20 protein-coding genes and 3 pseudogenes are annotated in these 22,468 nt (G+C 54.7%); 2 read left to right on the forward strand and 21 right to left on the reverse strand.

Annotated features, from left to right (window positions below; translation table 11 throughout):
- Positions 1 to 104: 104 nt before the first annotated feature.
- From nifA to nifH, 17 genes are all read right to left on the reverse strand, one after another.
- Positions 105 to 1,661 carry a nif-specific transcriptional activator NifA gene (gene nifA / locus AACU55_RS10860; RefSeq protein ID WP_134707018.1) on the reverse strand — a complete coding sequence of 519 codons (1,557 nt, stop codon included), beginning with the start codon at positions 1,659 to 1,661 and terminating at the stop codon, positions 105 to 107.
- Complete coding sequence (gene nifL, locus AACU55_RS10865) at positions 1,658 to 3,145, reverse strand: nitrogen fixation negative regulator NifL (protein WP_134707035.1); 1,488 nt, start codon at positions 3,143 to 3,145, stop codon at positions 1,658 to 1,660. Before nifL ends, nifA begins: the two co-directional genes overlap by 4 nt.
- Positions 3,146 to 3,448: 303 nt before the next feature.
- Positions 3,449 to 4,243, reverse strand: a complete 795-nt coding sequence (gene nifM / locus AACU55_RS10870; RefSeq protein ID WP_014683034.1) for a nitrogen fixation protein NifM — start codon at positions 4,241 to 4,243, stop codon at positions 3,449 to 3,451.
- Positions 4,240 to 4,683 (reverse strand): nitrogen fixation protein NifZ, encoded by a 444-nt coding sequence (locus AACU55_RS10875; protein WP_014683033.1) that lies wholly within the window; start codon positions 4,681 to 4,683, stop codon positions 4,240 to 4,242. Before AACU55_RS10875 ends, nifM begins: the two co-directional genes overlap by 4 nt.
- Positions 4,680 to 5,018, reverse strand: a complete 339-nt coding sequence (gene nifW, locus AACU55_RS10880) for a nitrogenase-stabilizing/protective protein NifW (protein WP_014683032.1) — start codon at positions 5,016 to 5,018, stop codon at positions 4,680 to 4,682. Before nifW ends, AACU55_RS10875 begins: the two co-directional genes overlap by 4 nt.
- Position 5,019: 1 nt before the next feature.
- Positions 5,020 to 6,222 (reverse strand): homocitrate synthase, encoded by a 1,203-nt coding sequence (gene nifV, locus AACU55_RS10885; protein ID WP_014683031.1) that lies wholly within the window; start codon positions 6,220 to 6,222, stop codon positions 5,020 to 5,022.
- Positions 6,223 to 6,237: 15 nt separating this feature from the next.
- Positions 6,238 to 7,443, reverse strand: coding sequence for a cysteine desulfurase NifS (gene nifS / locus AACU55_RS10890; RefSeq protein ID WP_134707019.1), 1,206 nt, complete (start codon positions 7,441 to 7,443; stop codon positions 6,238 to 6,240).
- 46 nt (positions 7,444 to 7,489) lie between these two features.
- Positions 7,490 to 8,317, reverse strand: a complete 828-nt coding sequence (gene nifU, locus AACU55_RS10895) for a Fe-S cluster assembly protein NifU (protein ID WP_014683029.1) — start codon at positions 8,315 to 8,317, stop codon at positions 7,490 to 7,492.
- 17 nt (positions 8,318 to 8,334) lie between these two features.
- On the reverse strand, positions 8,335 to 8,673 hold the full coding sequence (locus AACU55_RS10900) for a hypothetical protein (RefSeq protein ID WP_014683028.1): 339 nt from the start codon (positions 8,671 to 8,673) through the stop codon (positions 8,335 to 8,337).
- A gap of 154 nt (positions 8,674 to 8,827) precedes the next feature.
- Complete coding sequence (locus tag AACU55_RS10905; protein ID WP_014683027.1) at positions 8,828 to 9,292, reverse strand: NifB/NifX family molybdenum-iron cluster-binding protein; 465 nt, start codon at positions 9,290 to 9,292, stop codon at positions 8,828 to 8,830.
- Positions 9,279 to 10,664 carry a nitrogenase iron-molybdenum cofactor biosynthesis protein NifN gene (gene nifN, locus AACU55_RS10910; protein WP_134707020.1) on the reverse strand — a complete coding sequence of 462 codons (1,386 nt, stop codon included), beginning with the start codon at positions 10,662 to 10,664 and terminating at the stop codon, positions 9,279 to 9,281. The genes AACU55_RS10905 and nifN overlap by 14 nt, the downstream gene beginning before the upstream one ends.
- A 49-nt stretch (positions 10,665 to 10,713) precedes the next feature.
- Positions 10,714 to 12,087, reverse strand: a complete 1,374-nt coding sequence (nifE, locus tag AACU55_RS10915) for a nitrogenase iron-molybdenum cofactor biosynthesis protein NifE (RefSeq protein WP_134707021.1) — start codon at positions 12,085 to 12,087, stop codon at positions 10,714 to 10,716.
- 171 nt (positions 12,088 to 12,258) lie between these two features.
- Positions 12,259 to 12,933, reverse strand: coding sequence for a NifB/NifX family molybdenum-iron cluster-binding protein (locus tag AACU55_RS10920; RefSeq protein WP_134707022.1), 675 nt, complete (start codon positions 12,931 to 12,933; stop codon positions 12,259 to 12,261).
- Positions 12,934 to 12,947: 14 nt separating this feature from the next.
- Complete coding sequence (nifT, locus tag AACU55_RS10925) at positions 12,948 to 13,163, reverse strand: putative nitrogen fixation protein NifT (protein WP_014333918.1); 216 nt, start codon at positions 13,161 to 13,163, stop codon at positions 12,948 to 12,950.
- Positions 13,164 to 13,238: 75 nt separating this feature from the next.
- Positions 13,239 to 14,807, reverse strand: coding sequence for a nitrogenase molybdenum-iron protein subunit beta (nifK, locus tag AACU55_RS10930; RefSeq protein ID WP_014683023.1), 1,569 nt, complete (start codon positions 14,805 to 14,807; stop codon positions 13,239 to 13,241).
- A gap of 56 nt (positions 14,808 to 14,863) precedes the next feature.
- A complete protein-coding gene (gene nifD / locus AACU55_RS10935; protein WP_134707023.1) occupies positions 14,864 to 16,312 on the reverse strand; it encodes a nitrogenase molybdenum-iron protein alpha chain in 1,449 nt (482 codons plus the stop codon).
- A 73-nt stretch (positions 16,313 to 16,385) separates the two neighbouring features.
- Complete coding sequence (gene nifH, locus AACU55_RS10940; RefSeq protein WP_014333921.1) at positions 16,386 to 17,261, reverse strand: nitrogenase iron protein; 876 nt, start codon at positions 17,259 to 17,261, stop codon at positions 16,386 to 16,388.
- Positions 17,262 to 17,537: 276 nt separating this feature from the next.
- On the opposite strand from nifH, the pseudogene AACU55_RS10945 reads away from it, so the two are divergent.
- Positions 17,538 to 17,657 (forward strand): annotated as a pseudogene (locus AACU55_RS10945) (transposase); the annotation flags it as partial.
- Positions 17,658 to 17,868: 211 nt separating this feature from the next.
- Here the strand turns inward: AACU55_RS10945 and AACU55_RS10950 are convergent.
- Positions 17,869 to 18,890 (reverse strand): annotated as a pseudogene (locus AACU55_RS10950) (IS110 family transposase).
- Between the two features lie 66 nt (positions 18,891 to 18,956).
- On the opposite strand from AACU55_RS10950, the pseudogene AACU55_RS10955 reads away from it, so the two are divergent.
- A pseudogene (locus AACU55_RS10955) lies at positions 18,957 to 19,964 on the forward strand (IS3 family transposase); the annotation flags it as partial.
- 313 nt (positions 19,965 to 20,277) lie between these two features.
- Here AACU55_RS10955 and AACU55_RS10960 read toward each other — a convergent pair.
- The 3 genes from AACU55_RS10960 to AACU55_RS10970 all read right to left on the reverse strand — a co-directional run bounded on the left by AACU55_RS10960 (position 20,278) and on the right by AACU55_RS10970 (position 22,431).
- Positions 20,278 to 20,583, reverse strand: a complete 306-nt coding sequence (locus tag AACU55_RS10960) for a hypothetical protein (protein WP_134707024.1) — start codon at positions 20,581 to 20,583, stop codon at positions 20,278 to 20,280.
- 466 nt (positions 20,584 to 21,049) lie between these two features.
- The gene (locus tag AACU55_RS10965; RefSeq protein ID WP_134707025.1) at positions 21,050 to 21,352 is read right to left on the reverse strand and encodes a putative quinol monooxygenase; all 303 of its coding nucleotides are present in this window, start codon (positions 21,350 to 21,352) and stop codon (positions 21,050 to 21,052) included.
- Between the two features lie 62 nt (positions 21,353 to 21,414).
- Positions 21,415 to 22,431 carry an NADP-dependent oxidoreductase gene (locus AACU55_RS10970; RefSeq protein WP_134707036.1) on the reverse strand — a complete coding sequence of 339 codons (1,017 nt, stop codon included), beginning with the start codon at positions 22,429 to 22,431 and terminating at the stop codon, positions 21,415 to 21,417.
- Positions 22,432 to 22,468: the final 37 nt, after the last annotated feature.

Raw genomic sequence — 22,468 nt, forward strand, 5'->3', positions numbered from 1 at the left:
ATTACAACTAATGCATGCGCGTTTTTTTTGTCAGGTTCAGGGCGTTGTGCCGACATTGTTTCAAAAGCAACAAGGCCGGCACACCACCGTGTGAGGATGTCAGCTCAGATACGGTGCATGTTGATGTCCATAATCTGGATACGGTAGGCAATCTGGCGCGGTGTCATGCCCAGCAGTCGAGCCGCTTTGGCCTGCACCCAGCCGGTTTTCTCCAGTGCGGCAATCACCCGCTGGCGTTCGTCGAGTTCCTGATCCAGCCAGCTTTCATCTGTCGCCAGCGGCAGGCCGGATTTGACGGACAGCGTCGGGGATTCGTGGTGATTGAACAGGATCACGTCGCGGTCGATCAGCCCTTCATCGGTCATTACCGACGCCCGTTCGAGACAGTTTTCCAGTTCACGCACGTTGCCTGGCCAGCCGTAGGTCATCAGCAGACGCACCGCGCCGTCGCTGATGCGCAGTTCCCGCCCCTGACGCAGCGCAATCTTTTTGACCAGAAACGGCGCCAGATCGGCGATATCATCCAGCCTTTCACGCAGTGCAGGCAGCGAAACCGGCATCACGTTCAGGCGATAATACAGATCTTCGCGAAAATTCCCGGCACGCACTTCCTCCTCAAGATTACGGTTGGTGGCAGCAATAATGCGCACATCGACTTTCAGCGTGGTATCGCCGCCGACCCGTTCCATTTCACCTTCCTGCAAAATGCGCAGCAGTTTGGCCTGAAACGACGCACTCGATTCGCCGATTTCATCGAGGAATAACGTGCCCCCGTCCGCCAGTTCAAAGCGGCCTTTACGGGTACGGATAGCGCCGGTAAAGGCCCCTTTTTCATGGCCGAACAGTTCGCTTTCCAGCAGGTTATCCGGCAGCGCGGCGCAGTTGAATTTCACAAATGGCGCGGCCGCACGGGGTGAATTGTAATGAATGGCATTGGCGATAAGTTCCTTGCCGGTGCCGCTTTCACCACGTACCAGAACCGTGGTATCCCATTTGGAAACCTGCCGTAAAATGTCCATCGTCTGGCGCATCGCCTGACTTTTCCCGACCATCTGCTCGAAACCAAACTGGCGCGGAACACTGCACCGGACCGGCGTTTGAGCAGGCAATGATTCCGGGGGCGTGGAGGAACGCAGTGGCTGGCTGATAAGATTGGCAACCATTTCTAAAAACCGCGTACTGGCAGTCAGCCGGTCTTCGTGCAACGCCATCGGCTGTGCCACCAGCACACCCGCAGGCTGATTATCCGTACTGGGAATCGGCACGCCAATCAGCGGCAGGCTGTAATCGTAAATATTCAGGCGGTCGAGAAAACGCTGATCGTCTGAAATGCGCGGTAACACCAGCGCCTGACGCTGGCTCATCACCGCGCCGATCACGCCTTCCCCCATGCGGTAACGGACATGGCGGGTCTCTTTTTTCCTTTCGCCGTCGATGCCGTGCAGGGATTCCACAAAGAGTGCATTGCGTTCTTTATCAAACAGACACACCATGCCGTATTGCATAAATGCATGATCGTGCAGCACTTCGAGGATCGCCGCAAGCGCGCGCTCGGTGTTGCTTTCCTGACTCAGCGCCACGCTGATGCGATAAAGCGCCGTAAACTGGGCAGACATATCAAAGCGCCGGACAACCGGGCCCGCGGTAGGTAACTGGGTCATTTTAAGCCTCCGGTGAGAACCTGCTGTACCGGCAGGCGTAACGTCAGCAAGGTGCCGCCATCAGGGCAGACCGAGAGATCTAAAGAACCGCGATGATGGGCGATCAGCGTCTGGATAAGGCGCAGCTCCATACCATTCCCCGGACGGGAAAACGCCGCTTCCGGGCGGGCATAACGCACCCGTTCACGCGGCACATTATCGGTAATGTCAAAGCACAACCAGCTCGCATCCTGCTTCGCAACAATGTTCACCGAGAGCTTCAGAGACGGCATGGCCTGCGCCTGTGACAGCGTGTGATCAATCCATAAGCTCAGCGCGGTAAGGATTTGCGTTCGTTGCCCGACAGCGTGCAGATCAGATGGCATGACCACGTAACGCAACTCACCGTCACTGAGAAAATGGCTGTCGTACAGCGCGCTCAGATCGTCGAAGAATTCACTGACCGGCCATTCTGCCTGCGGCTCAAAATCCAGCGAAGGACGGCAGGCCTGTAAGCGACTCACCGCCTGCTCACCTTCGCGCCAGGCGAATTCCAGCGCCATGTTGTTGCCTTCTTCGCCGTTAAGACGACGCGCAGCCGCCAGCATATTGATTGGCCCGTTAAGCTGGGTAAGCGCGGCATCGAGCGATTCGCGGATGGCTGCCAGCAATTTGCCGTTGGTAAGTTTTTGCTTGAGCCGGTCAAGATACCCCTGCTGCTGGCGGTGATGCTGATCGGTGCAGTCGGTGAGAACAATCAGTTTTCCCGGTGCTTTAATGCCGGTAAAAAAGCGGCTGGCCTCTTCATTGACGCCCTGCAATGACCACTGGCCGAAAGAAAACCAGCGTACGTTACGGCGCATGGAAACCGGCACCGGTTCGCCGCTGCTCAGCACATCTTTGAGTTGCGGATAGCCCATTTCGGCCAGTAACTCTTTTCCGCCGCAGTCAGCGCACAGGGTTTTGTAGGCCAGATTGTCCATCACCACATTGTCTTGCTCATCCACCACCACCACAGCAGCAGGAATGTTGTTCAGCACTTCCGTGAACAAGGTGATGTGGTTGCGCAATCGCTGCTCCAGTGCGTATTTCTCGCTGATATCTTTGTGCATGCCGAGGTAATGCTCCACCTGCCCGTCCGCGCCTAAAACAGGCGTGATAGTGACATCCGCCAGATAAAGCGAACGGTTATTGCGCCGGTTGATCAGCTGCCCGCTCCAGGGTTTGCCCTGCAACAAAGTGCGCCACATTTCGTCATAGATATGTTTCGGCGTCTGCTGGCTGGCCAGCAGACGGTGGTTCTCGCCCAAAAGTGTCTCAAGTGCAAAACCCGTCTGGCGGCAGAATGCAGGATTGGCATAACAAATGCGCCCCTGCGGATCGGTCAGCGAAATCGCCACCGAAGATTGTTCAACCACGGTATAAAACAGTGAAGGATGTTGCAGCGACAAGCGGATGGCGATATTCCCCTCAGGAAATGATGCTGATAACGCCGTGATGCTCATGTCTTTCTCCCCTTTATTGCGCAATGCCGGAACCCAAATCACACCTATACTCACCCGGAATAACCGTGCAATTTACAGGCCTTTTGCGGGGCTATCTGCCCAAAGGTTGATCTGAACGGGGTGTTTTAAGCATCAGGATGCAAAGCAGACCGGTTTTTACCACAGACCAGGTAAAGCGCGGTGTGGCACAAGGCCGGAGGCGGGATTTCCCTGCGCTGTTATAAGGCAACGCAGGTAGTTTTTGTGCATTTTTCGTGCAAATCGGGCATTAGCCCGTCTGCACCAACAAGAAGGTGAACAGGCTCAGGCATTTATCAGTTGTTGCAGCCACTGGCGCTGATAATGTTTCTGTTGCCGGGCAATCAGTTGCTGACGCACCCGCGTTAAGGCTTCGGCTTTCGGCAAGGGTTGCGGCAGGCGAATTTGTTCGCACAACAACAGATGCCAGCCCAGTTCGGTTTCAACGGCGCCGCTCAATTGCCCGGCCTCGAGACGAAATAATATGTCTTCCAGTTGCGGATAAAGAATGCCGCGCCCGACCCAGCCCAGTAGGCCGCCGCCCATCGCACTCGGGCAGTGGGAATAGCGCAGTGCCTGGCGGGCAAACAGCGCATGCCCGTCACGCAAACGGCGCGCAATGGCATCAATCTGTTCACGAACCGCCGAAGAATTGCCCTCCACGGTCAGCAGCAGATGGCGGGTGTAACGTTGTTCGGGGCGAACAAAATGCTGCGCATGTCCGCGATACCACGCCTCAACCTGCGCATCATCCGGCAGCGGTGCCTGTTGCTGCACCCAGTTTAACTGTTCGCGCAACAGCGTCTGATGTAATAGCAGTTCTTCGGTCTCGGTCGCCGTCAGTTCCAGCTCTGGCAGCTCGGCGGCCAGCGCCTGCCGCGTGACTTCCACCGACTGCGGTTCAATATTCAACGCGTGTTCCAGGGCCGCCTGCGCCACAGCTTCTTCTATCACCTGCTGACGCTGCCAGGCTTCGATAAACTGCTGATACTGTGCCGGCGTCGGGTTGAGTTCTTCACTCAGTTTCATCTGTTTTGCCAGCTTCCAGCGGCTGTAACGGTGCCACACAGGCATACTCATGCCAGTTCCTCCTCGAGCTTCAGCGCATGTTCGGGCACCTGAAATATCCGCTGCGCAAACAAAACCTGATAATGAAAAATGCTGTCCAGCGGTTCACAGCCCATCACGCGGCCCATGCCGCCCTGCGGCACCACCACTTCACCACGGATAACCAGACTGCGACGCGAACTGACCCAATCACCGTATTGAAAAGCGCCCGCCAGCCAGGGGGCATCACCGGCGATCAGCTCCTGTTCGCGGCAGCCAATAATCAGGTCGTCGTCGGGAAAATGCACCTGATACACGATGGTGTCCTGCAAAAACACCCCCCATTCACGCACGTATCCCAGACTGCCGCGGCGGATCAGTAAGTCACCGCGCGTTTTACCCGCAAACGTACCGTCATCGCGTACGATGCGTGTCACTCTCACCTGCTGGTCGACCTCAAATACCGGTTTCATGGCCTGACCTCCAGCAAATCACTCCAGTCGATAAAGCTGCCGTTATTGCGCTGATACACCGCCAGCCCGGACTGCGTATTCAGCGGCCCGGCCACGGTGTGCTGGTAGCTTTCGGCCAGCAGACGCCGGGCCAGCCGCCAGTCAGCACGGTCTGATTCTTCCTCATCGGCAAAGTGCACCAGCACGGCTGCCGTCAGCCGCTGGTTAAACTGCGCCATGATGTGCAGATGGCGGCTGCGTAACAGGACCGGATCCACCTCCAGTTCGAAGAAATCAAAAAACGACTGCGCTGATTCCAGCTCATCAACACCTTCAATACGGGTAAACCAGTCCATGTCAGCCTCCCTGAGCCTGAAGTTGTCCTTCGAACGGGATCTGATCGTCCATCCGCATCTGGCACATGGCGATGACTTCATCCTCACCCGGATTACGTTTGAGATGTTCGGCAAAGCGTTTCACCTCCTGCAACATCGACAGGGTTTGTGTCTCGCTGAGGATATACCCCAGACGCGCGCAGATGCCACTCACCGCCTGCCTGCCGGAATGTTTGCCAAGCACCAGAGTAAATTCCCGTCCGACCAGCGAGGGATCTATGCCCTGATAACTGCGCGGATCGCGCAGCAGTGCCGCCACATGCAAACCGGATTCGTGGGTGAAAACCTGCCCGCCGACCAGCGGATGCTGCAGGTCAATGGTTCTCCCCGCCGCCGCCGCCACAAGGCGGCACAACGCCGGCAGTTCGGTGAAATCGATACCGCAGTCGAGATGCAGGCAACGATCAAGTGACAGCGTCACACTTTCCAGCGCCGCATTCCCCGCCCGTTCGCCGAGTCCGAGCACCGTGGTGTTCACATGCGTCGCACCCGCCCTGACCGCCGCCAGCGTGTTGGCAGTTGCCATACCCAGATCGTTATGCGCGTGTATTTCCAACCCGCCGTGCCAGTGCTGGCGTAATGCCGAAATACGGGCAAAAGTACTGAAGGGATCGAGAATGCCCAGCGTATCGGCAAACCGCATCCGTTCTATACCCAGATCCGCCGCCACTTCCGCCAGCATGTGCAGGGTTTCATCGGCGGAGCGCGAGGCATCCTCACAGCCCATACATACCCGCATACCGAGACGGTGCGCCAGTTGCACCAGCGGTTTAAGCGAGGCAATCACCGCAGGCCACGGCCGATGTAATTTCTGCTCGCGCAGCAAATCTGACGCTGGTACCGAGATATCGACCCAGTCCATGCCAACCCGCGCAGAATCGTGAATTTCTGATGAATTCATCCGGCACCACGACATCATCACCGTGTCCGGCAGTTGTCTGCGCAAAATCGCCAGTCGCACGCACTCTTCTTCGCCGAGCGCCGGTGTCCCCGCTTCCAGCTCACGGACACCGGCATTCACCAGCGCCTGAGCAATTTCCAGTTTTTCACTGGCGCGAAATGCCACACCGGGGCTTTGTTCGCCATCACGCAACGTGGTGTCGTTGATTATGACCGCCACGGGCCGGTTACCACCGCCAGTCCGTTCCGCTTCTGAAGCCGCCATCACCCGTCTCCTGTCTCAGCCGTAGGTCGGCGCAAACAGGCCGCCCTGTGCAATTTGCACTTTATCCTGCTGCCAGTAAGGTGACAGCGTTCGCAGGCGTGCCACGATGTCCGGCATCTGTTCAATCGCCCATTCGATTTCCCGCTCACGGGTAAACCGTGACAGGGAGAAACGGATACTGCCGTGCGCCGCGGTATAAGGAATATTCATGGCGCGCATCACGTGCGAAGGCTCGAGCGAACCCGATGTGCAGGCACTGCCGCTGGATGCCGCTATACCGCAATGATTAAGCAACAGCAAAATGGCCTCACCTTCGATATATTCAAACGCAATGTTGACAGTATTCGGCGTGCGCGGCTGGTTAGCGCCCATCAGCAAGGTGTGCGGAATGGTGGTCAGCAGGCCGGTTTCCAGCCGGTCACGCATTTCCTGCACCGACTCCATCATCGGCATATGCACGTCCGCCAGTTCACAGGCCGCGCCCATGCCAACAATCCCGGCGATATTCTCGGTCCCGGCACGGCGTCCGCGCTCCTGATGGCCGCCGCGCACCAGCGGGCGGAAGCGGGTATTGCGCCGCAGATACAGGCAGCCACAACCTTTCGGCCCGTGAATCTTATGCGCCGAGCAGGACAGCATGTCGATATCGGTGGCACGCAGCGAAATCGGAATTTTGCCCACCGCCTGCACGGCATCGCAGTGGAACAGAATGCCGCGTTCATGGGCGGCAGTGGCCATTTCGCTGACCGGGAATAGCACGCCGGTTTCGTTGTTCGCCCACATCATGGTGACCAGCGCGACGTTTTCACTCAGCGCATCGTAATAGTGGGCGGTATCCAGCGCGCCTTCTTCGGTAACGCCGATACGGTGGATCATGTAACCCTGACGCTCGAGGTGTTCGCACACTGCCAGCGTGGCCGGATGTTCCACGGCGGTGGTGATAATTTCACGGCGTTCCGGTGCCAGCGCAATGGCCGAGTAAATGGCCGTCGACGTGGCTTCGGTGGCGCAGGAGGTGAAAATAATTTCGCTGGTATACGCCGCGCCCAGCAGGCTCGCCACCTGCTCGCGGGCGCACTCCAGCCCCACCCGGCACGGTCCACCGAAATCATGAATCGAGGACGGATTACCGTAATAATCGCGCAGATACGGCATCATCGCTTCCAGCACCATCGGATCAATACGGGTGGTGGCGTTGTTATCCAGATACACATTTTTCATTGTCTGTTCCTCATTACCGGGCGGATGTGTTTGTTCTTTTCCCCAGTCAGGCGGCGGCGACCACGCGCATATAGCGGCCCATACGCTCAACCAGTTTCTGTTGCAGCCAGGCCAGCGTCATGTCAGTCATCATGCAGCCGCTGCAACTGCCGGAAAGCGCCACCGTCACTTCCTGCCCGTCGACGCGCACAAGCGACATGTCGCCGCCGTCAGCCCTGATGTGCGGGCGTAAAGACGCCACCACTTCTTCCACCGCCAGCCAGTTTTCATCCCTGACTGTTGCCGCCACCGGGTTTTTCACCGGATGCTCTTTTAGGATTTCTTCCAGACACAGCTCAATTTTTTCGTGACAGGAGGTGCATCCGCCCCCGGCTTTGGTGTAGTTGATCACGTCTTCGAGCGTGGTCAGGCCGTTGGCGAGCACCGCGCGGCGGATCTGCGCTTCATCGACCGCAAAACATTTGCAGATAAGCGCGCCTTCTTCATGATCTTCATCCGGCGCTTCGCCACGGTAATACCTGATGGCAGCCCGCAACGCTTCCTGCCCCATCACCGAACAGTGCATTTTTTCCGGCGGCAGGCCGTCGAGATAATCGGCGATTTGCTGGTTGCTCACCTGCTGCGCCTGCGTCAGGCTGCGGCCGATAATCAGTTCGGTCAGCGCCGACGAGGACGCAATGGCGCTGCCACAGCCGAAGGTCTGGAATCCGGCATCAAGAATAATTTCCGTCTCAGGATCCACCTTCAGCATCAGGCGCAGCGCGTCGCCGCAACTCAGTGAACCGACGTCACCGATGGCATTCGCTTCATCCACGACTTTGGCGTTACGCGGATTAAAAAAATGTTCTTTCACTTTCTCAGAATAATTCCACATGTCTTTAACCCCTTTGGTTAGTCCGGTTCGGGTGATGTCGTACAACTGCCGCTTTCGCAGTGACAAGCGGATGCCGCTGGCAAAACCACCCGTATTCCGGCGCGGCTGTTCTGTTCACCGGCAGACAGCGTGGCATTTTGTAATAGCGTCCAGTGCAGCGGATCCGCCAGCAGGCGTAACCCGTTAATCATTTCTACGTGGTCACGCGGCTGAAAGGCCGCGCTCCAGTGCAGCCCCACTTTCCAGCCGCCGCACGGGTCGCCGCCTAATGTCATCCGCAGGCCGCCCCCCTGCGGCGACAGTTGCCGCTGTAACGCCAGCAAGCGGTCAAAAACCGCGGGTTCAATTACCATCATCGGGTCGCCTCCTCTACGGATTTATGACTATTGAGCAATTGTGATGCCAGTCACATTATCAGCGTTATTTCAACCACATAGCCCCTGATGCCCGCATCAAATCCCACACAGATGTCGCGCTATTTGTCAGGTTTGTCATACAGATGACACGAGGTTACGGGCGGTCTTCCTCCTGCCATTCGTCCCCCGCCAGCAGTTTGTCGAAACGGCCAGGGTCGCGGCGGCGGCGCGTCACCTGACGCTCTGCAGCCGACCAGTGTTGCTGCGTCTGTTTGAGCAAATGCGCGATGTCGGTGTCTTGCGGCACTTTGATCGCCCGTACGCCAATTTCCAGCAACTGGCGGAAAACTGAATCGCCAATCGCCAGGCAATAGAGCGTCACGCAGTCTTCCAGCGCCGCCATCCGGCAGGCGATTTTTTCCTGCTGATGGCCAGATTCGGCGCTGAATTCCGCCACCCGCAGCAGTTGCACCTGATCCTGTTTTACGCCGTACACCACCAGCCGGGTGCTGGCACCGAAATGCTGGTCGACGTGGTGATAATCGGAACTTGCGAATGCCACCTGCATCGGCCACTGCGTGACGCTGACGGTATCGAGATAACGGTTAGAGCGCCTCATGGCTGGCCTCCGGTACCGGGCTCAGGCTGAACACCTGCTTGAGCGGTGAGTGATACGCCACCAGCATGTGATGGCGCGCCTGCATCAGGTTAGCGAGTTCGAACAAAGTGTCGCGAATACCCGCATAGCCCTGCCGCACGCGGCGAAATTCTCCGAGACGGTCGTAAAGCGGGAAACCGGCACGCACCAGCGCGATACCGTTTTTTTCCGCCAGTGGTGCAGCGTGGGAGTTCGCCACCAGCAATGAAACCGGGTAGCTGTCGAGCCGGGTTTGCAAATCTTCCAGATCGCCGATCACCACCTGTTCGACCGGCAGCCCGGCCAGTGACTGCTGATTAACCGGCGCAATCACCGGCCCGACGCGCATTCCCTGGCTCTGAGCGAAATCGCACCACGCCACCAGTAAATCAGCTTCTGCCGTCAGCGCAATACGCTGTGACTGCAGCCAGGTATGACAGTCGATCATGGCGTCCAACAGTTGCCCGCGCTGGCGCTCAATCCATGCCGGTACCTCGCGGCCTGACACCTGATGCAGATGGCGGATCAGACTGTCCATGTTTTCCAGCGTCATCAGGTGCGGCAGGTTCAGCGCCATGCCGCGGCTGCGCATCGCCATCAGGCTGGCGGCGCAGTTGAGCGAACTGCCAATGGTGATGGTGGTCAGGCTCTGCCCCATTTGTTCAATCTGGCGTTGCGAGGTGCCGCCCTGCGTGACCGGATTGAAATCGCCATTCGCCAGATGTCCGTCCAGCGACTGTGATAAATCCGGCAGGATCACCGGTTGCAGGCCAAAGGCTTCGACATAGCTGCGCAGTAATTCCAGATCCCCCGGCGTCAGCAGATGGCTGACCAGCAGGTTCACGCGCTTGTTACGCATGCCGGTCGGCGGCTTTTCCGGCACCCACTGAGTGATCACGCTTTCCATCAGCGCGCTGTAGCCGTTTTCCAGCGAGCCGTAAAAATCCGGCGTGTTAACGGTCAGAATGGCGATGGCATTAAAGCGCGGTTCTTTGTCGCGAAACTCACGCAGTGCCATCGACAAATCACTGCCCTGGGCTTCTGACAGTCCGGTGCTCAAAATCACAATGGCTTTTGGATTACTGCGCTGACACAACGTGGTCAGCGCCGTACTGACGTTGCCATCCGAGCCCATGATAGTCGTGGTCGATTCCATCGCCGTGGACTGCAACGGGATCGGATCGTGAAAATGCTGGATGAAGAAAACTTTGGCGAACGCGCTGCAACCTTGCGCGCCGTGAACCAACGGGATGCAATTTTCCAGCCCCTGACTGGCCAGGATCGCCCCGAGCGGTTGCCCGCTTTTGACAGGCGTGGTGGCAAGCGGCTTGGCATTACGCAGAATTTGAGCCATACACAGTCTCCAAAACAATGAGTCGAAACATCGCTCACAATGTGTCTGTTTAGCGCCACGGCGCCAGACGGTTGACCTGCGCCCAGACCGGGCTTTCCAGGGTGATACACAACTGTTCGGCCAGATTCACCAGCCCGTGATAACCGGCAAACGCATGCTCGCGCTCCTGATTGATATCCAGAAACGGCAGGCGGGCTTTGTACGCGGTATACATGTTGCGGCCCCCGGCGATCATGATGTCGCCGCCGAAACGATAGAGGGTGTCGAGCAAGGTTCTGGCATTGCCTTCGTCGAGCATCAGCACGTTTTCGCCCATCAGTTCGCGAATACGCTGCTTGTCTTCTTCGGTTGATTTGCGGGTGCCGGTCGCGACCACCGTGATGCCTAAATCCTGTAACGCCGAGACCACCGACCAGGATTTCACGCCACCGGTATACAGCAGCGCCTTACGCCCGCTGAGCCGTGCACGGTAAGGCGCGAGCGCAAGATGTGTCGCCGCCTCCTCGCGTTCAATCAGACGTTCTGTGCGCGCTTGTAAATCCGGGTCTTTGAGCAGCACGGCGATCGTACGCAGGGAATCGGCCATGGAACGCAGGCCATAAAAACTGCCTTCAAACCATGGGATCTGGTAGCGCTCTTCCATTTTGCGGGCGACGTTGATCAGCGCCCGCGAGCACACCAGCATATTGGCTTCGCCACGGTGCATAGTCTGGATTTCAGCAAAACGGGAATCCCCGGAAAGGCTGCACAGCACGCGGATCCCGAGTTCATCGAGCAGCGGCAGAACGTGCCAGAATTCGCCGGCAATATTGAATTCTCCAATCAGGCTGATGCTGTGGCGGTGTCCGGCGGGGATCGGTGAGTTTTCCGGCCACGACGCGGGTTCGCGCTGGCCGATCACCTTTTTGACCATCACGTCCCCGGCAATGCGGTTACCGAGATTTTTGCTGCCGTAGAAACCGGCGGCATCGACTGAAATAACCGGCACACCGGCAGCGGCCGATGCGGCGCGACACACGGCTTCAACATCATCCCCTTCCATCGCCGGTACGCAGGTGTTGTAAATAAAGACCGCCACCGGATGATAATGGCTGACGATGTGCTGCACGGCGTGAAATAAGCGTCGCTCGCCGCGCCCCATAATCACATCCTGCTCGCTCATGTCGGTGGTGAAGCCCATGCGGTTGATGGAAGGCCCGGAACTGCGGCTGCCACGGTTGTCCCATGAACTGCCGGTACAGCCAATCGGGCCGTGCACCAGATGCGCGACGTCCGCGACCGGCAGCAGCGCAATCTGCGCGCCATCAAACGCACAACCGCCTGCCGTCGCGCCCGGTTTCGGCAGGCTGCAACCCGACTTCTGCTTGTGGTTATGCTCACAGGCTGGCTCATCAATCAGCGCCAGAATCTCTTTTGCCTTCATCGCAACCTCGTCATGACAGATAAGTATCACGGTGAAGGTTGCAAGGAGCAGGCCAGTGGATTACTTACTGATTTTAAACAGGATCTCATTGTCGTGTTTATGACAAACGACACAAAGAAAACAAAGGAGACGACGGATGTCGGGGCGCAGACCGCGCCCCGCAGAGGGACGTTAACTGAACAGACGGTTTTCCAGCGGATTACTTTTGCCTAACCGGCGCGCCAGCCACGGCGGCATATTTTCGGTCAGCATGCGTTGCAGCGCAGCAAGCTGTGACGCAATGCTCACGCCGGGCAGCACTTTGATCGGATGAATATTATGGCGGATGACCCGCGCCGCTGCCGGGCCGCCAATGGCCTCACAGAACAGCAAATGGCAATCGCTGATCAGCCGCGCACGGGTTTGATTCGACTCTTCGCCTTCGTGCGATACCGGCGTACGGCGCAGCGCCATCAGATACGGCCCGTCGCTGTCGAACGCATAAATGAAAAACAGATGAGACTGCCCAAAATGACCGTTCACCGTGATGCCGTCGAGAGACGAAAATGCCACCCTTAACTGCTGTGGCTGGCGGCGATTTTCAGCCAGAGTCAGATGCGGTGGCAGTTGCCCCTGCAGGCAGCTCATCAGCGACTGCCAGCGGCTGATCGTCACCTTTCCGGCATCTCCCGGAAATGTCACCTCCAGTGCTTCCAGACTCATGGCCTGTAAATGCGCCAGCCCGATATTGCCGTCACTTTCGCGACAACCCTGTGTCAGCCAGGCCAGCACCTCCGGCGGCGGGATTTCCGGGAATAATTGCACCACGGCGAATAAACGCCAGAACAGCAGATCGTCTTTTGACATCGGAGTCACTCCTCTCACAGTTCTGAACGTGTTGCCCGCAGGCTGACGGGAAACGACGGAATGCCCGGCTGAGGTTCCACGTAATAGGCTTTTCCTCCTTCCAGACAAACACGTCCGCCCCACTGTTGCGGATGGTTATGCTCCAGTTGCACCACTTTGGCTTCCATATCCTGTTTCGCGATATAGCAATAAAGACTGTTATTACGTAGTCGGAAAATAACCATCGGCATAAGCCCCTCCCGGCGACACGCGCCCTGGCGGTAAAGAGAAAAGCCCCGGCACAGTTCAGTGACGGGGCGAGGGTTTTAGCGGATCAGGTCGAAGTTGTAATCGGTTTTGCCGAGCTTCATGGTTTCGCGATCCAGCTGTTCGAGCACCGCATTCACCAGTTGCGTCAGAATGCTCATCGCACCTTCGTATCCCCAGGTGGTCTGACGGTGCAAATGGTGCCGGTCAAAAATCGGGAATCCGATACGGATCAGCGGTACTTCGAACTGTTCACCTTTGGCCAGCGTGTCGCGCTGAATGAATTTTCCGTAAGAGTTGCCGATCATAAAGTCCGGTTTACGGGTAAACATCAGCGAGCGGAAATGCCACAGATCGCAGTTCACATACACCTCGCTGTCCTGCCCGTAAGGCGAATCAGCCAGCATTTTCTTCATGGCTTTCTGCCAGCGCTTGTTGCCGTTATGGCTGAGAATGGTGGTCGGTTCACAGCCCAGTTCCAGCAGAAATGCGGTCATGCCCATCACAAAATCCGGGTCACCGTACACACCGAAACGCTTGCCGTGCAGCCAGGTGTGGGAATCGAGCATCATGTCCACCAGACGGCCACGTTCAGTGGCCAGCGCGTCAGCTATCGGTTTGCCGGTCAGTTCGCTTACCGTCATCAGCAAGGCATCGGTCGCCGCCAGGCCAATCGGCACACTGACTTCGGTGCCCGGCTGATTCCAGTCGTCCTGCACCACTTTTTTGGTTTTCTGCAACTGCCACGGTTGCAGCAGCAAGGTGTCGATGGCATCCGGTGCATCACGCATTTCGGTTTGCGTGGTGCCGCCGGCATACATGCGGTAATGGCCGTCAGCCGGGGTGTCGAGCACTTCCGACGGATCGGACAAGACGCTGCATTCGACCCCCATCTGGCTCATCATGCGGTGGATCACCCGGTAGTTGCCGAGATAGGTTTCAAAACCGGTCACCACGTTCAGTTTGGCGAGTTTGCCCGGCTGATATTCCCGCGTGGTGTCGGTGGTAAAGGTACGGGCGAAGCCTTCAAACATGTTGTCCCAGCCGGTGACATGACTGCCCAGAAAACTCGGTGTATGGGCATATGGGATTGGCATACCGGCATCCACAAATCCGTCTTTTTTGGCGTTGGCGATAAAGGCCTGCAGGTCATCACCGATCACTTCCGCCATACAGGTGGTGGAGACAGCAATAATTTCCGGCTTGTACAGCGCGCTGGCGTTTTCCAGACCGACATTCATGTTGTTATTTCCGCCAAAAACGGCAGCATCTTCGGTCATTGAGTCGGAAACACAGGCCACCGGCTCTTTGAAATGACGGTTAAAATAGGTACGGAAATACGCCACACAGCCTTGTGAACCGTGGACATACGGCAACGTGTTGGCAAAACCCAGCGCGCAAAGCACCGCGCCTAATGGCTGGCAGGCTTTCGCCGGGTCGACGGTCAGCGCTTCACGCGAGAAGTTCAGATCCTGATATTCCTGCGTGGTGGTCCATTCAAACACTTCCCGCACTTTCGCCTCGCCGTGTGCTTCTTCCAGCGCGCGTTTGTTGGTAAACATACTCTGGTATTCATCCTGCTCGAACAGCGGGAAACAGGATTTTGGGGTGCCAAGATCTTGACTCATGTTTCTCTCCTTCCGCGCCACAAATCTGTGAACTGACGGAATGTTTGTCGTCTCTGTCAGGCCGATTTCAACCAGGGGGCGGTCAGCTGACTCCAGCCCGGATTGTTCAGCGTCATGTCCATGTCACGGGCAAAAATGCCGAAACCGTCGTAGCCGTGATAAGGGCCGGAATAATCCCAGGAGTGCATCTGGCGGAACGGCACGCCCATCTTCTGGAAAATGTATTTTTCTTTGATGCCTGACCCGACAAGATCCGGTTTCAGCGCTTTAACGAACGCTTCCAGCTCATAACTGCTCAGGTCGTCGAACAGCAACGTGCCTTCTTTGAGCATCGGTAAGGTGCGGTCGTAGTCATCGTTATGACCGAATTCATAGCCGGTACCGATGATTTCCATTCCCAGATCTTCATACGCCCCGATGATGTGGCGCGGACGTAAACCGCCGAGATACAACAGCACCTTTTTGCCTTCCAGACGCGGACGGTATTTGTCGATCACCGCCTGCGTTTGCGCCTGATATTTTTCAATCACCGCTTCGGCGTTTTTCCGGATGGTATCGTCAAAACGCGCCGCAATTTCGCGCAGAGATTCCGCAATTTTGGTCGGGCCAAAGAAGTTGTATTCCATCCACGGAATGCCGTGTTTTTCTTCCATATGACGGGAGATATAATTCATCGAGCGGTAGCAGTGCACCAGATTGAGTGCGACTTTCGGGGTGTTTTCCATCTCCACCAGCGTGCCGTCGCCGGACCACTGCGCCACCACACGCAGCCCCATTTCTTCGAGCAGAATACGTGAGGCCCAGGCGTCACCGCCGATGTTGTAGTCGCCGATAATAGCCACGTCGTAAGGCGTGGTTTCAAATTCATTGCCTTCGCGGTTATCCAGCACCCAGTCGCGGATGACATCGTTAGCAATGTGATGGCCGAGCGACTGCGACACACCGCGGAAACCCTCGCAGCGTACCGGCACGACCGGCTTACCGATTTTGGCGCTGCTGGCTTTGGCGACGGCAGAAATGTCATCACCGATCAGACCGACCGGACATTCTGACTGCACCGAAATGCCTTTGGTCAGCGGAAACAACATCTCCAGTTCGTCGATCAATTTGTCGAGCTTTTTATCGCCGCCAAATACGATGTCCCGTTCCTGAAAATCGCTGGTGAAGTTGATGGTGCCGAAGCTGTTTACGCCGCTCCAGCCGGTGTAATAGTTACGGCGTCCGGCACGGGAATACTGGCCGCAACCAACCGGGCCGTGGGAGATGTGTGCCATGTCTTTGATCGGGCCAAAGACCACGCCTTTGGAACCGGCGTAAGCGCAGCCTCGCACGGTCATCACGCCCGGCTGCGATTTTCGGTTTGAGACAATACACTTGCCGACAGATTCCATCGCCGGGTCGGTGGTCATCATGTGTTTCTTACGATCTTTAAGCGCCTTCTCGGGGAAGATCTCCAGCACTTCCTGGATCAACGCCTCGTTACGTTCGCGTGTTTCACTGGTCATAAAGACTCCGCTGATTGCCTGAAAAGGTGCACATTCCCGCAGGTCTGTGCATCTCTGGATAAAGGGGACGAAATCACGCCTCTTCGGCGGCGGTACGACCGACGATGGTCAGGTCTTCTTCTTCCATAATGCCGAATTCCATTAACAGGGCTTCCAGCTCATCCATGGTGACCGGTGTCGGCACCACCATTTTGGTGTTGTTGACGATTTTGTTCGCCAGTGCACGATACTGATCTGCCTGCGCGCAAGTCGGGTCGTATTCGATGACCGTCATGCGGCGGATTTCAGCGCGTTGCACAATGTTGTCACGCGGCACGAAGTGGATCATTTGCGTGCCAAGTTTTTCAGCCAGCGCGATGATCAGTTCATCTTCGCGATCCGTCTGGCGGGAGTTACAGATCAGCCCGGCCAGACGAACTTTGCCCGATTTCGCGTATTTCACGATGCCCTTGGAAATGTTGTTGGCGGCATACATCGCCATCATTTCACCGGAGCACACGATGTAGATCTCCTGCGCTTTATTTTCGCGGATCGGCATCGCGAAACCGCCGCATACCACGTCGCCCAATACGTCGTAAAACACAAAATCCAGATCCGGTACATATGCGCCTTCTTCTTCGAGGAAGTTGATGGCGGTGATCACCCCGCGTCCGGCACAACCCACACCAGGCTCAGGGCCACCTGATTCCGCACAGCGCACGCCGCCATAGCCGATTTGCATCACATCTTCCAGCTCCAGATCTTCCACGGAACCCACTTCAGCGGCCATTTCCATGATGGTGTTCTGTGCTTTCGCATGCAGAATAAGGCGGGTGGAATCAGCCTTAGGGTCGCAGCCGACAATCATGACTTTCTTGTTCATTTCGGCCAGAGCCGCTACAAGGTTTTGGGTGGTGGTGGATTTCCCAATACCCCCTTTCCCGTAGATTGCACATTGACGCATTGCCATCGTTTTCTCTCCTGTAGTGTCCAGTTGACGTACAGGTCATTGCAGTGTTCGTACCACGATGCCAAAACATATATATCATTGAGAAATAAAGAATTTTAATTTGATGAGGTGGAAGTATTAGAAGCAGATAGAACAATCTGTGTACAGTTTGTTGTAAAACAAACAAGCAGATGGCGGGTTCCGGGGACATTTGTGTGTAAAGGTCTGACCTGCTCCCCATTGATTGGTACACCCCGATGTTAGTAATGTCTTCATAAGCCACATGAGGACATCCCCATGAAGAAGCGTTTTTCCGACCAACAGATCATCAGTATTCTCCGCGGGGCTGAAGCCGGGGTTTCTTCCCGTGAACTCTGCCGCAAGCATGCCATTTCCGACGCCACGTTTTACATCTATGGACTACCTCCGTTTTGCAAGCACTGAATCAGGTTTTAGGTTGTTGCTTACATCTATCCGGCATCAGGAATACCTGTGCCCAAATGGGTAATCCGCACACAATCGCCTCAACAACTGGACGGCCTCGAAGACCTGTATAAAAATCAGGTTCAGATTGTGCAGGTGCAACCTGCTACCATTTTTCAATACTCTGCAACTTTTAAGGTAAGTATCATATTACTGCTGGCCGATATTCTGTCTCGTTATGAAGAATTGACCAGATAATCCGGGCATTCTTGTTGGCAACTGCCACGGTTGTTTTGCTAAATCCGCGCCGCTCTTTAAGTTGATTAACCCATTGGTTTAGATAGCCATCGTTATTGTTTGTAGCCACTCTGACGACAGCACGAGCACCGTGAATAAGCAGAGTTCGTAGATGCTTGTCGCCTTTTTTCGTCATGTTCATGAGCACCTGTCTGTCTCCGCTAGAGTGTTGACGTGGCACGAGGCCAAGCCACGCAGCAAAATGGCGGCCATTATTAAATTCGGTCCCTTTACCAATCGCCGCAATAACGGCTATGGCGGTTTTTGGGCCAATGCCTTTCACTTTAGCAATACGCTGACAGGCTTCAGACTGTTTAAAAACAGTGTCGATCTCTTTATCAAAAAAACCTATACGCCGTTCGAGATCTAAAAAGAGATCATAGAGCTCCGCAATCGTTCTGCGCATACGTGCACTGAGACCATTTTCAGCATCTTCGAGGATCAAGGGAATCGCTCGACGGGCCCTTGTGACAGAGATACCCATGGGGATCCCTCGATAAAGCAGCAAGCCTCGTATCTGACAGACCGTCGCAGTACGATGATTGACAATCCGTTGTCTTGCACGGTGTAAGGCCTGAATATCTTGCTGCTCCGGGCTCTTTGGCGGGACAAATTTCATCGTAGGCTGCATCAGCGCTATAGCGATCGCCAACGCATCATTGCCGTCATTTTTTTGCCCGCGGACAAAAGGTTTAACATACTGGGGACTGATGACTTTTACTTTATGTCCCAGTTTTTCAAACTCGCGCTGCCAGTAAAATGCGCCCGTTGAGGCTTCTATACCAACAGGCAGGCCGGTATATTGGCTACTGTCTGAAGCAGTATTTTTCGGTGAACGCGTTTCGTGTAAAGGGGTTTTCCAGCCTGGTTTAAACCACAGAGTTGGAAAACATTTTTAGCCAGATCGATACCCAGATAGACGATATTCATGTTTACTCTCCTGCTGAACGTATTTTGTTCAATTAAGCGCAAAGGGAGGAGGTAGTCCATCCCATTACCTGGCGTAAGAAGTACGGAGGTATGGAGGTGCCTGAGGTTAAGCGCCTGAAGTCGCTTGAGGAAGAGAACGCCAGACTCAAGAAGCTGCTTGCCGAAGCCATGCTGGATAAGGAGGCGCCACAGGTGGCTCTTGGGCGAAAGTACTGACGACAGACCAGAAGCGGGAAGCTGTGCTGTAGATGTGTGATGCGACCGGTCTGTCGCAACGTTGTTCCTGCAGGCTCACAGGTTTGTCCCTGTCGACCTGCCGCTATGACGCTCATCGTTCACTTGCTGATGCGCATTTATCAGGGCGCATCACTGATGCTGGCACTGGAGCGCAGGCGTTTTGGCTACCGCCGCATCTGGCAGCTGCTGCGCCGTGAAGGGCTTCATGTTAATCACAAGCGCGTGTACCGCCTTTATCATCTGAGCGGGCTGGGCGTAAAACGCAGACGACGTCGTAAAGGGCTGGCAGCAGAACATCTGCCGCTGCTCCGCCCGGCGGCGCCCAATCTGACCTGGTCGATGGATTTCGTCATGGACGCATTGACCACTGGTTGCAGGATCAAGTGCCTTACTTGCGTGGATGACTTCACGAAGGAATGCCTGACGGTCACTGTTGCCTTTGGGATTTCAGGTGTGCAGGTCACGCATATTCTGGACAGCATTGCGCTGTTTCGCGGCTATCCGGCTACGATAAGAACTGACCAGGGGCCGGAGTTTACCTGCAGAGCACTTGACCAGTGGGCTTATGAGCATGGCGTGGAGCTGCGGCTTATCCAGCCCGGCAAGCCGACACAGAACGGATTTATTGAGAGTTTTAACGGACGCTTTCGCGATGAATGCCTGAATGAACACGGGTTCAGCGACGTCAGCCATGCCAGGAAAACCATCAGTGAATGGCGTCAGGATTATAATGAGTGCCGCCCGCACTCCACGCTGAATTATCAGACGCCGTCTGAATTTGCCGCGGGTTGGAGAAAGGGTAATTCTGATAGTGAAGGATCCGACATTACTCACTGAGCGTTGTATCTAATCCTGGGGGCAGGTCAATGAGCGAAAGCGTACAAGCGGACATTATGAAAGCTGGCCGAACCAGTGAATATAGCTTTTAATTTAATTCGGGCAAGTAGAGTGACTTCTCAGGCTCATCGCATCTGGTGAATATTCCAGATGCGATGAGAGGGGCAGGGGAATCAATTACAGATGCTAACGAAATGATCTTATCAATCCTGTTACACAGTATGTAATTTTACAGAAAGAGAAATGTTTTCTATGTTCTTGAAAAGATTATTTATGCGTTTACTTTAAACAGTAATCTACTTATAGTTGATAATTAAAAAAGAGATTTGCTAATGCAGATTTCATCAACCCGTATAATATCTGATATATTGAATCCTGACATATCTTCATGGAAATCGTGACTTTTCATATATTCCTCATTTAAAAGCTTAACATCGCATCCATCAGGTAATGTTACGACAGCTATAACTTGATTTGATTGTTCATTTCCGCCTACATATACATCATTAACATATATACCAAACTTGGGTAAACTGACCATGTGCTTTGGCCAGCAATTTATGAAGTAATTATCAGCACTTGTTTTATCTTTCAATGTGTAAATTCTTAATTGTTTCATGACATTATGCCTCATTAACCACCGGAAAATTTCATAATAAACGTAAAACATGGCGTTTGAAAATTTTATGCAAAAAACCACATTTAAGAATTATTCACAATTTACTGTGGCAAGTTTTCGGTACCCGTTACAAACGAGGCATGACCTGCCACTCATTGAGTAATATATATCAGTGATGTCAGTAATGTAAGGGGATTGCAAGGAACTACCTTCACTACTATGTGACCTTTACCGAAAGCTTCGAGATTTTATTGCATAATAAAATCACTGTCCGCTTTGGTACAAAGGGTTAGGCCGAAGCGTAAGACGGCCGCTATGAGTCACCCGGAGAACGTTTTAACAAGTGTGCTGCATCCATCGGTTGAACTCACAGCGAAAAGCGGAAGTTCACAGTTGTTCTCAATGTTTAAGAGGCATTACTAACATTGCCGTGTTCAAATTAACGAGGACAGGTCATAGCGTCTAATTATAATGCCATCAGCCCCCTTTCATTGAATACGTCATACTTTAGAACCTCTCCTTTCATTGAATTCTGCCATCGCTCAATAAACGCTACAGTGTCGGCAGATTCAAGGTGGGCACACAGCGCAACCTGGTCTTTCCAACGCTCAGATATCAGCAGTTTTCCTGCAAGACGATCCTCTACGGCGATATTGTACGAAATGTTTCCTCCGCGCCTATGCACTGAGTTAGCCAATAACTTCATATCGTCCATAAATTGCCGCAACGCCGAAGGATCGACGTGAACATAACCTATAATAATTAGCATATTACCTTCATTTTACTGTGATTCACCTAACCTCAAGTAATCACAACCCGGAGAAGTAAGAATCAAAAATTCGTGAGCACAATCTTGCCCTGGATACTTCCTAACGCAGCACGCTTATGCGCATCTGCTGCCCTGGCTAAGGGATAGGTGCTATCAATAACCACCCTGATAATTCCTTTTTCCAGAAGATTACCGGCTTCAACGAGTTGCGCACCACTTGATCGTACTTGCGTTGATGACACGGTAATATTCTTTTTATTGGCCTCATTCTGGCCGCAAAAACCCATAGGATTAACAAGAAATAATGCGCCGCCCTTTTTTATACAGCGCAGGAAGCGCTCCATGTTTGAACCCCCCACAGCATCCAGCACGAGATCGACATTGTTTACTACAGTCTCGGCTGCTGTAAGGGTGTAATCGATGAATTCATCCGCACCCAGGCGGCGTAAAAGTTTCTCATGTCGGGACGAGGCTACGGCAATGACTTGCGCCCCTTTCCACTTCGCTATCTGTACGGCAAGATGCCCCACGCCTCCACCGGCACCGTTTACCAGTACTGTCCGGCCGTCCAATGGAACTGCTGTATGCTGAAATGGCTGGAATGGATTTGGTGCGTCGTGACCCAGTTCAACAAGGAATTGCCAGGCCGTAAGAAGCGACATCGGCGCACCCGCAGCCTCAACATGTGTGATCCTCTGAGGTTTTAACGCCAGCTCTGATGAAGGAATACTTACATAGTCTGCATAGGCACCGCTGCCATTCATTATCCCTTCTGGAAAACGCACCATTGAATAGACATCATCTCCTGGGCTGAACCCAGGGACGTTATTGCCGACCGCGGCAACGACTCCGGATACATCAGTTCCCAGGATGAGCGGGAATGTTGGGTTTGGCCACCATTCAGGCGGAACCGCCCGATAACCGTCTCTCAGATACCAGTCAGGCGGATTAAGGCTGGCGGCGTGCACTTGAACAAGTACTTCGTCGCTTCCCGCAAATGGTCGCGCCGCGTCTTCATACAACAGATTCTCTGGTCCGCCAAAGGTATGCAGTTGTACTGCTTTCATTACGTCAGTCATCATAACCTCACTCAAAAAGGGCTCAGGTGACAAATGA

Origin of the sequence: Rahnella sp. CJA17(1/100) (assembly GCF_963881615.1) — a bacterium.
In the GTDB taxonomy this organism is placed as follows: Bacteria; Pseudomonadota; Gammaproteobacteria; order Enterobacterales; family Enterobacteriaceae; genus Rahnella; species Rahnella aceris.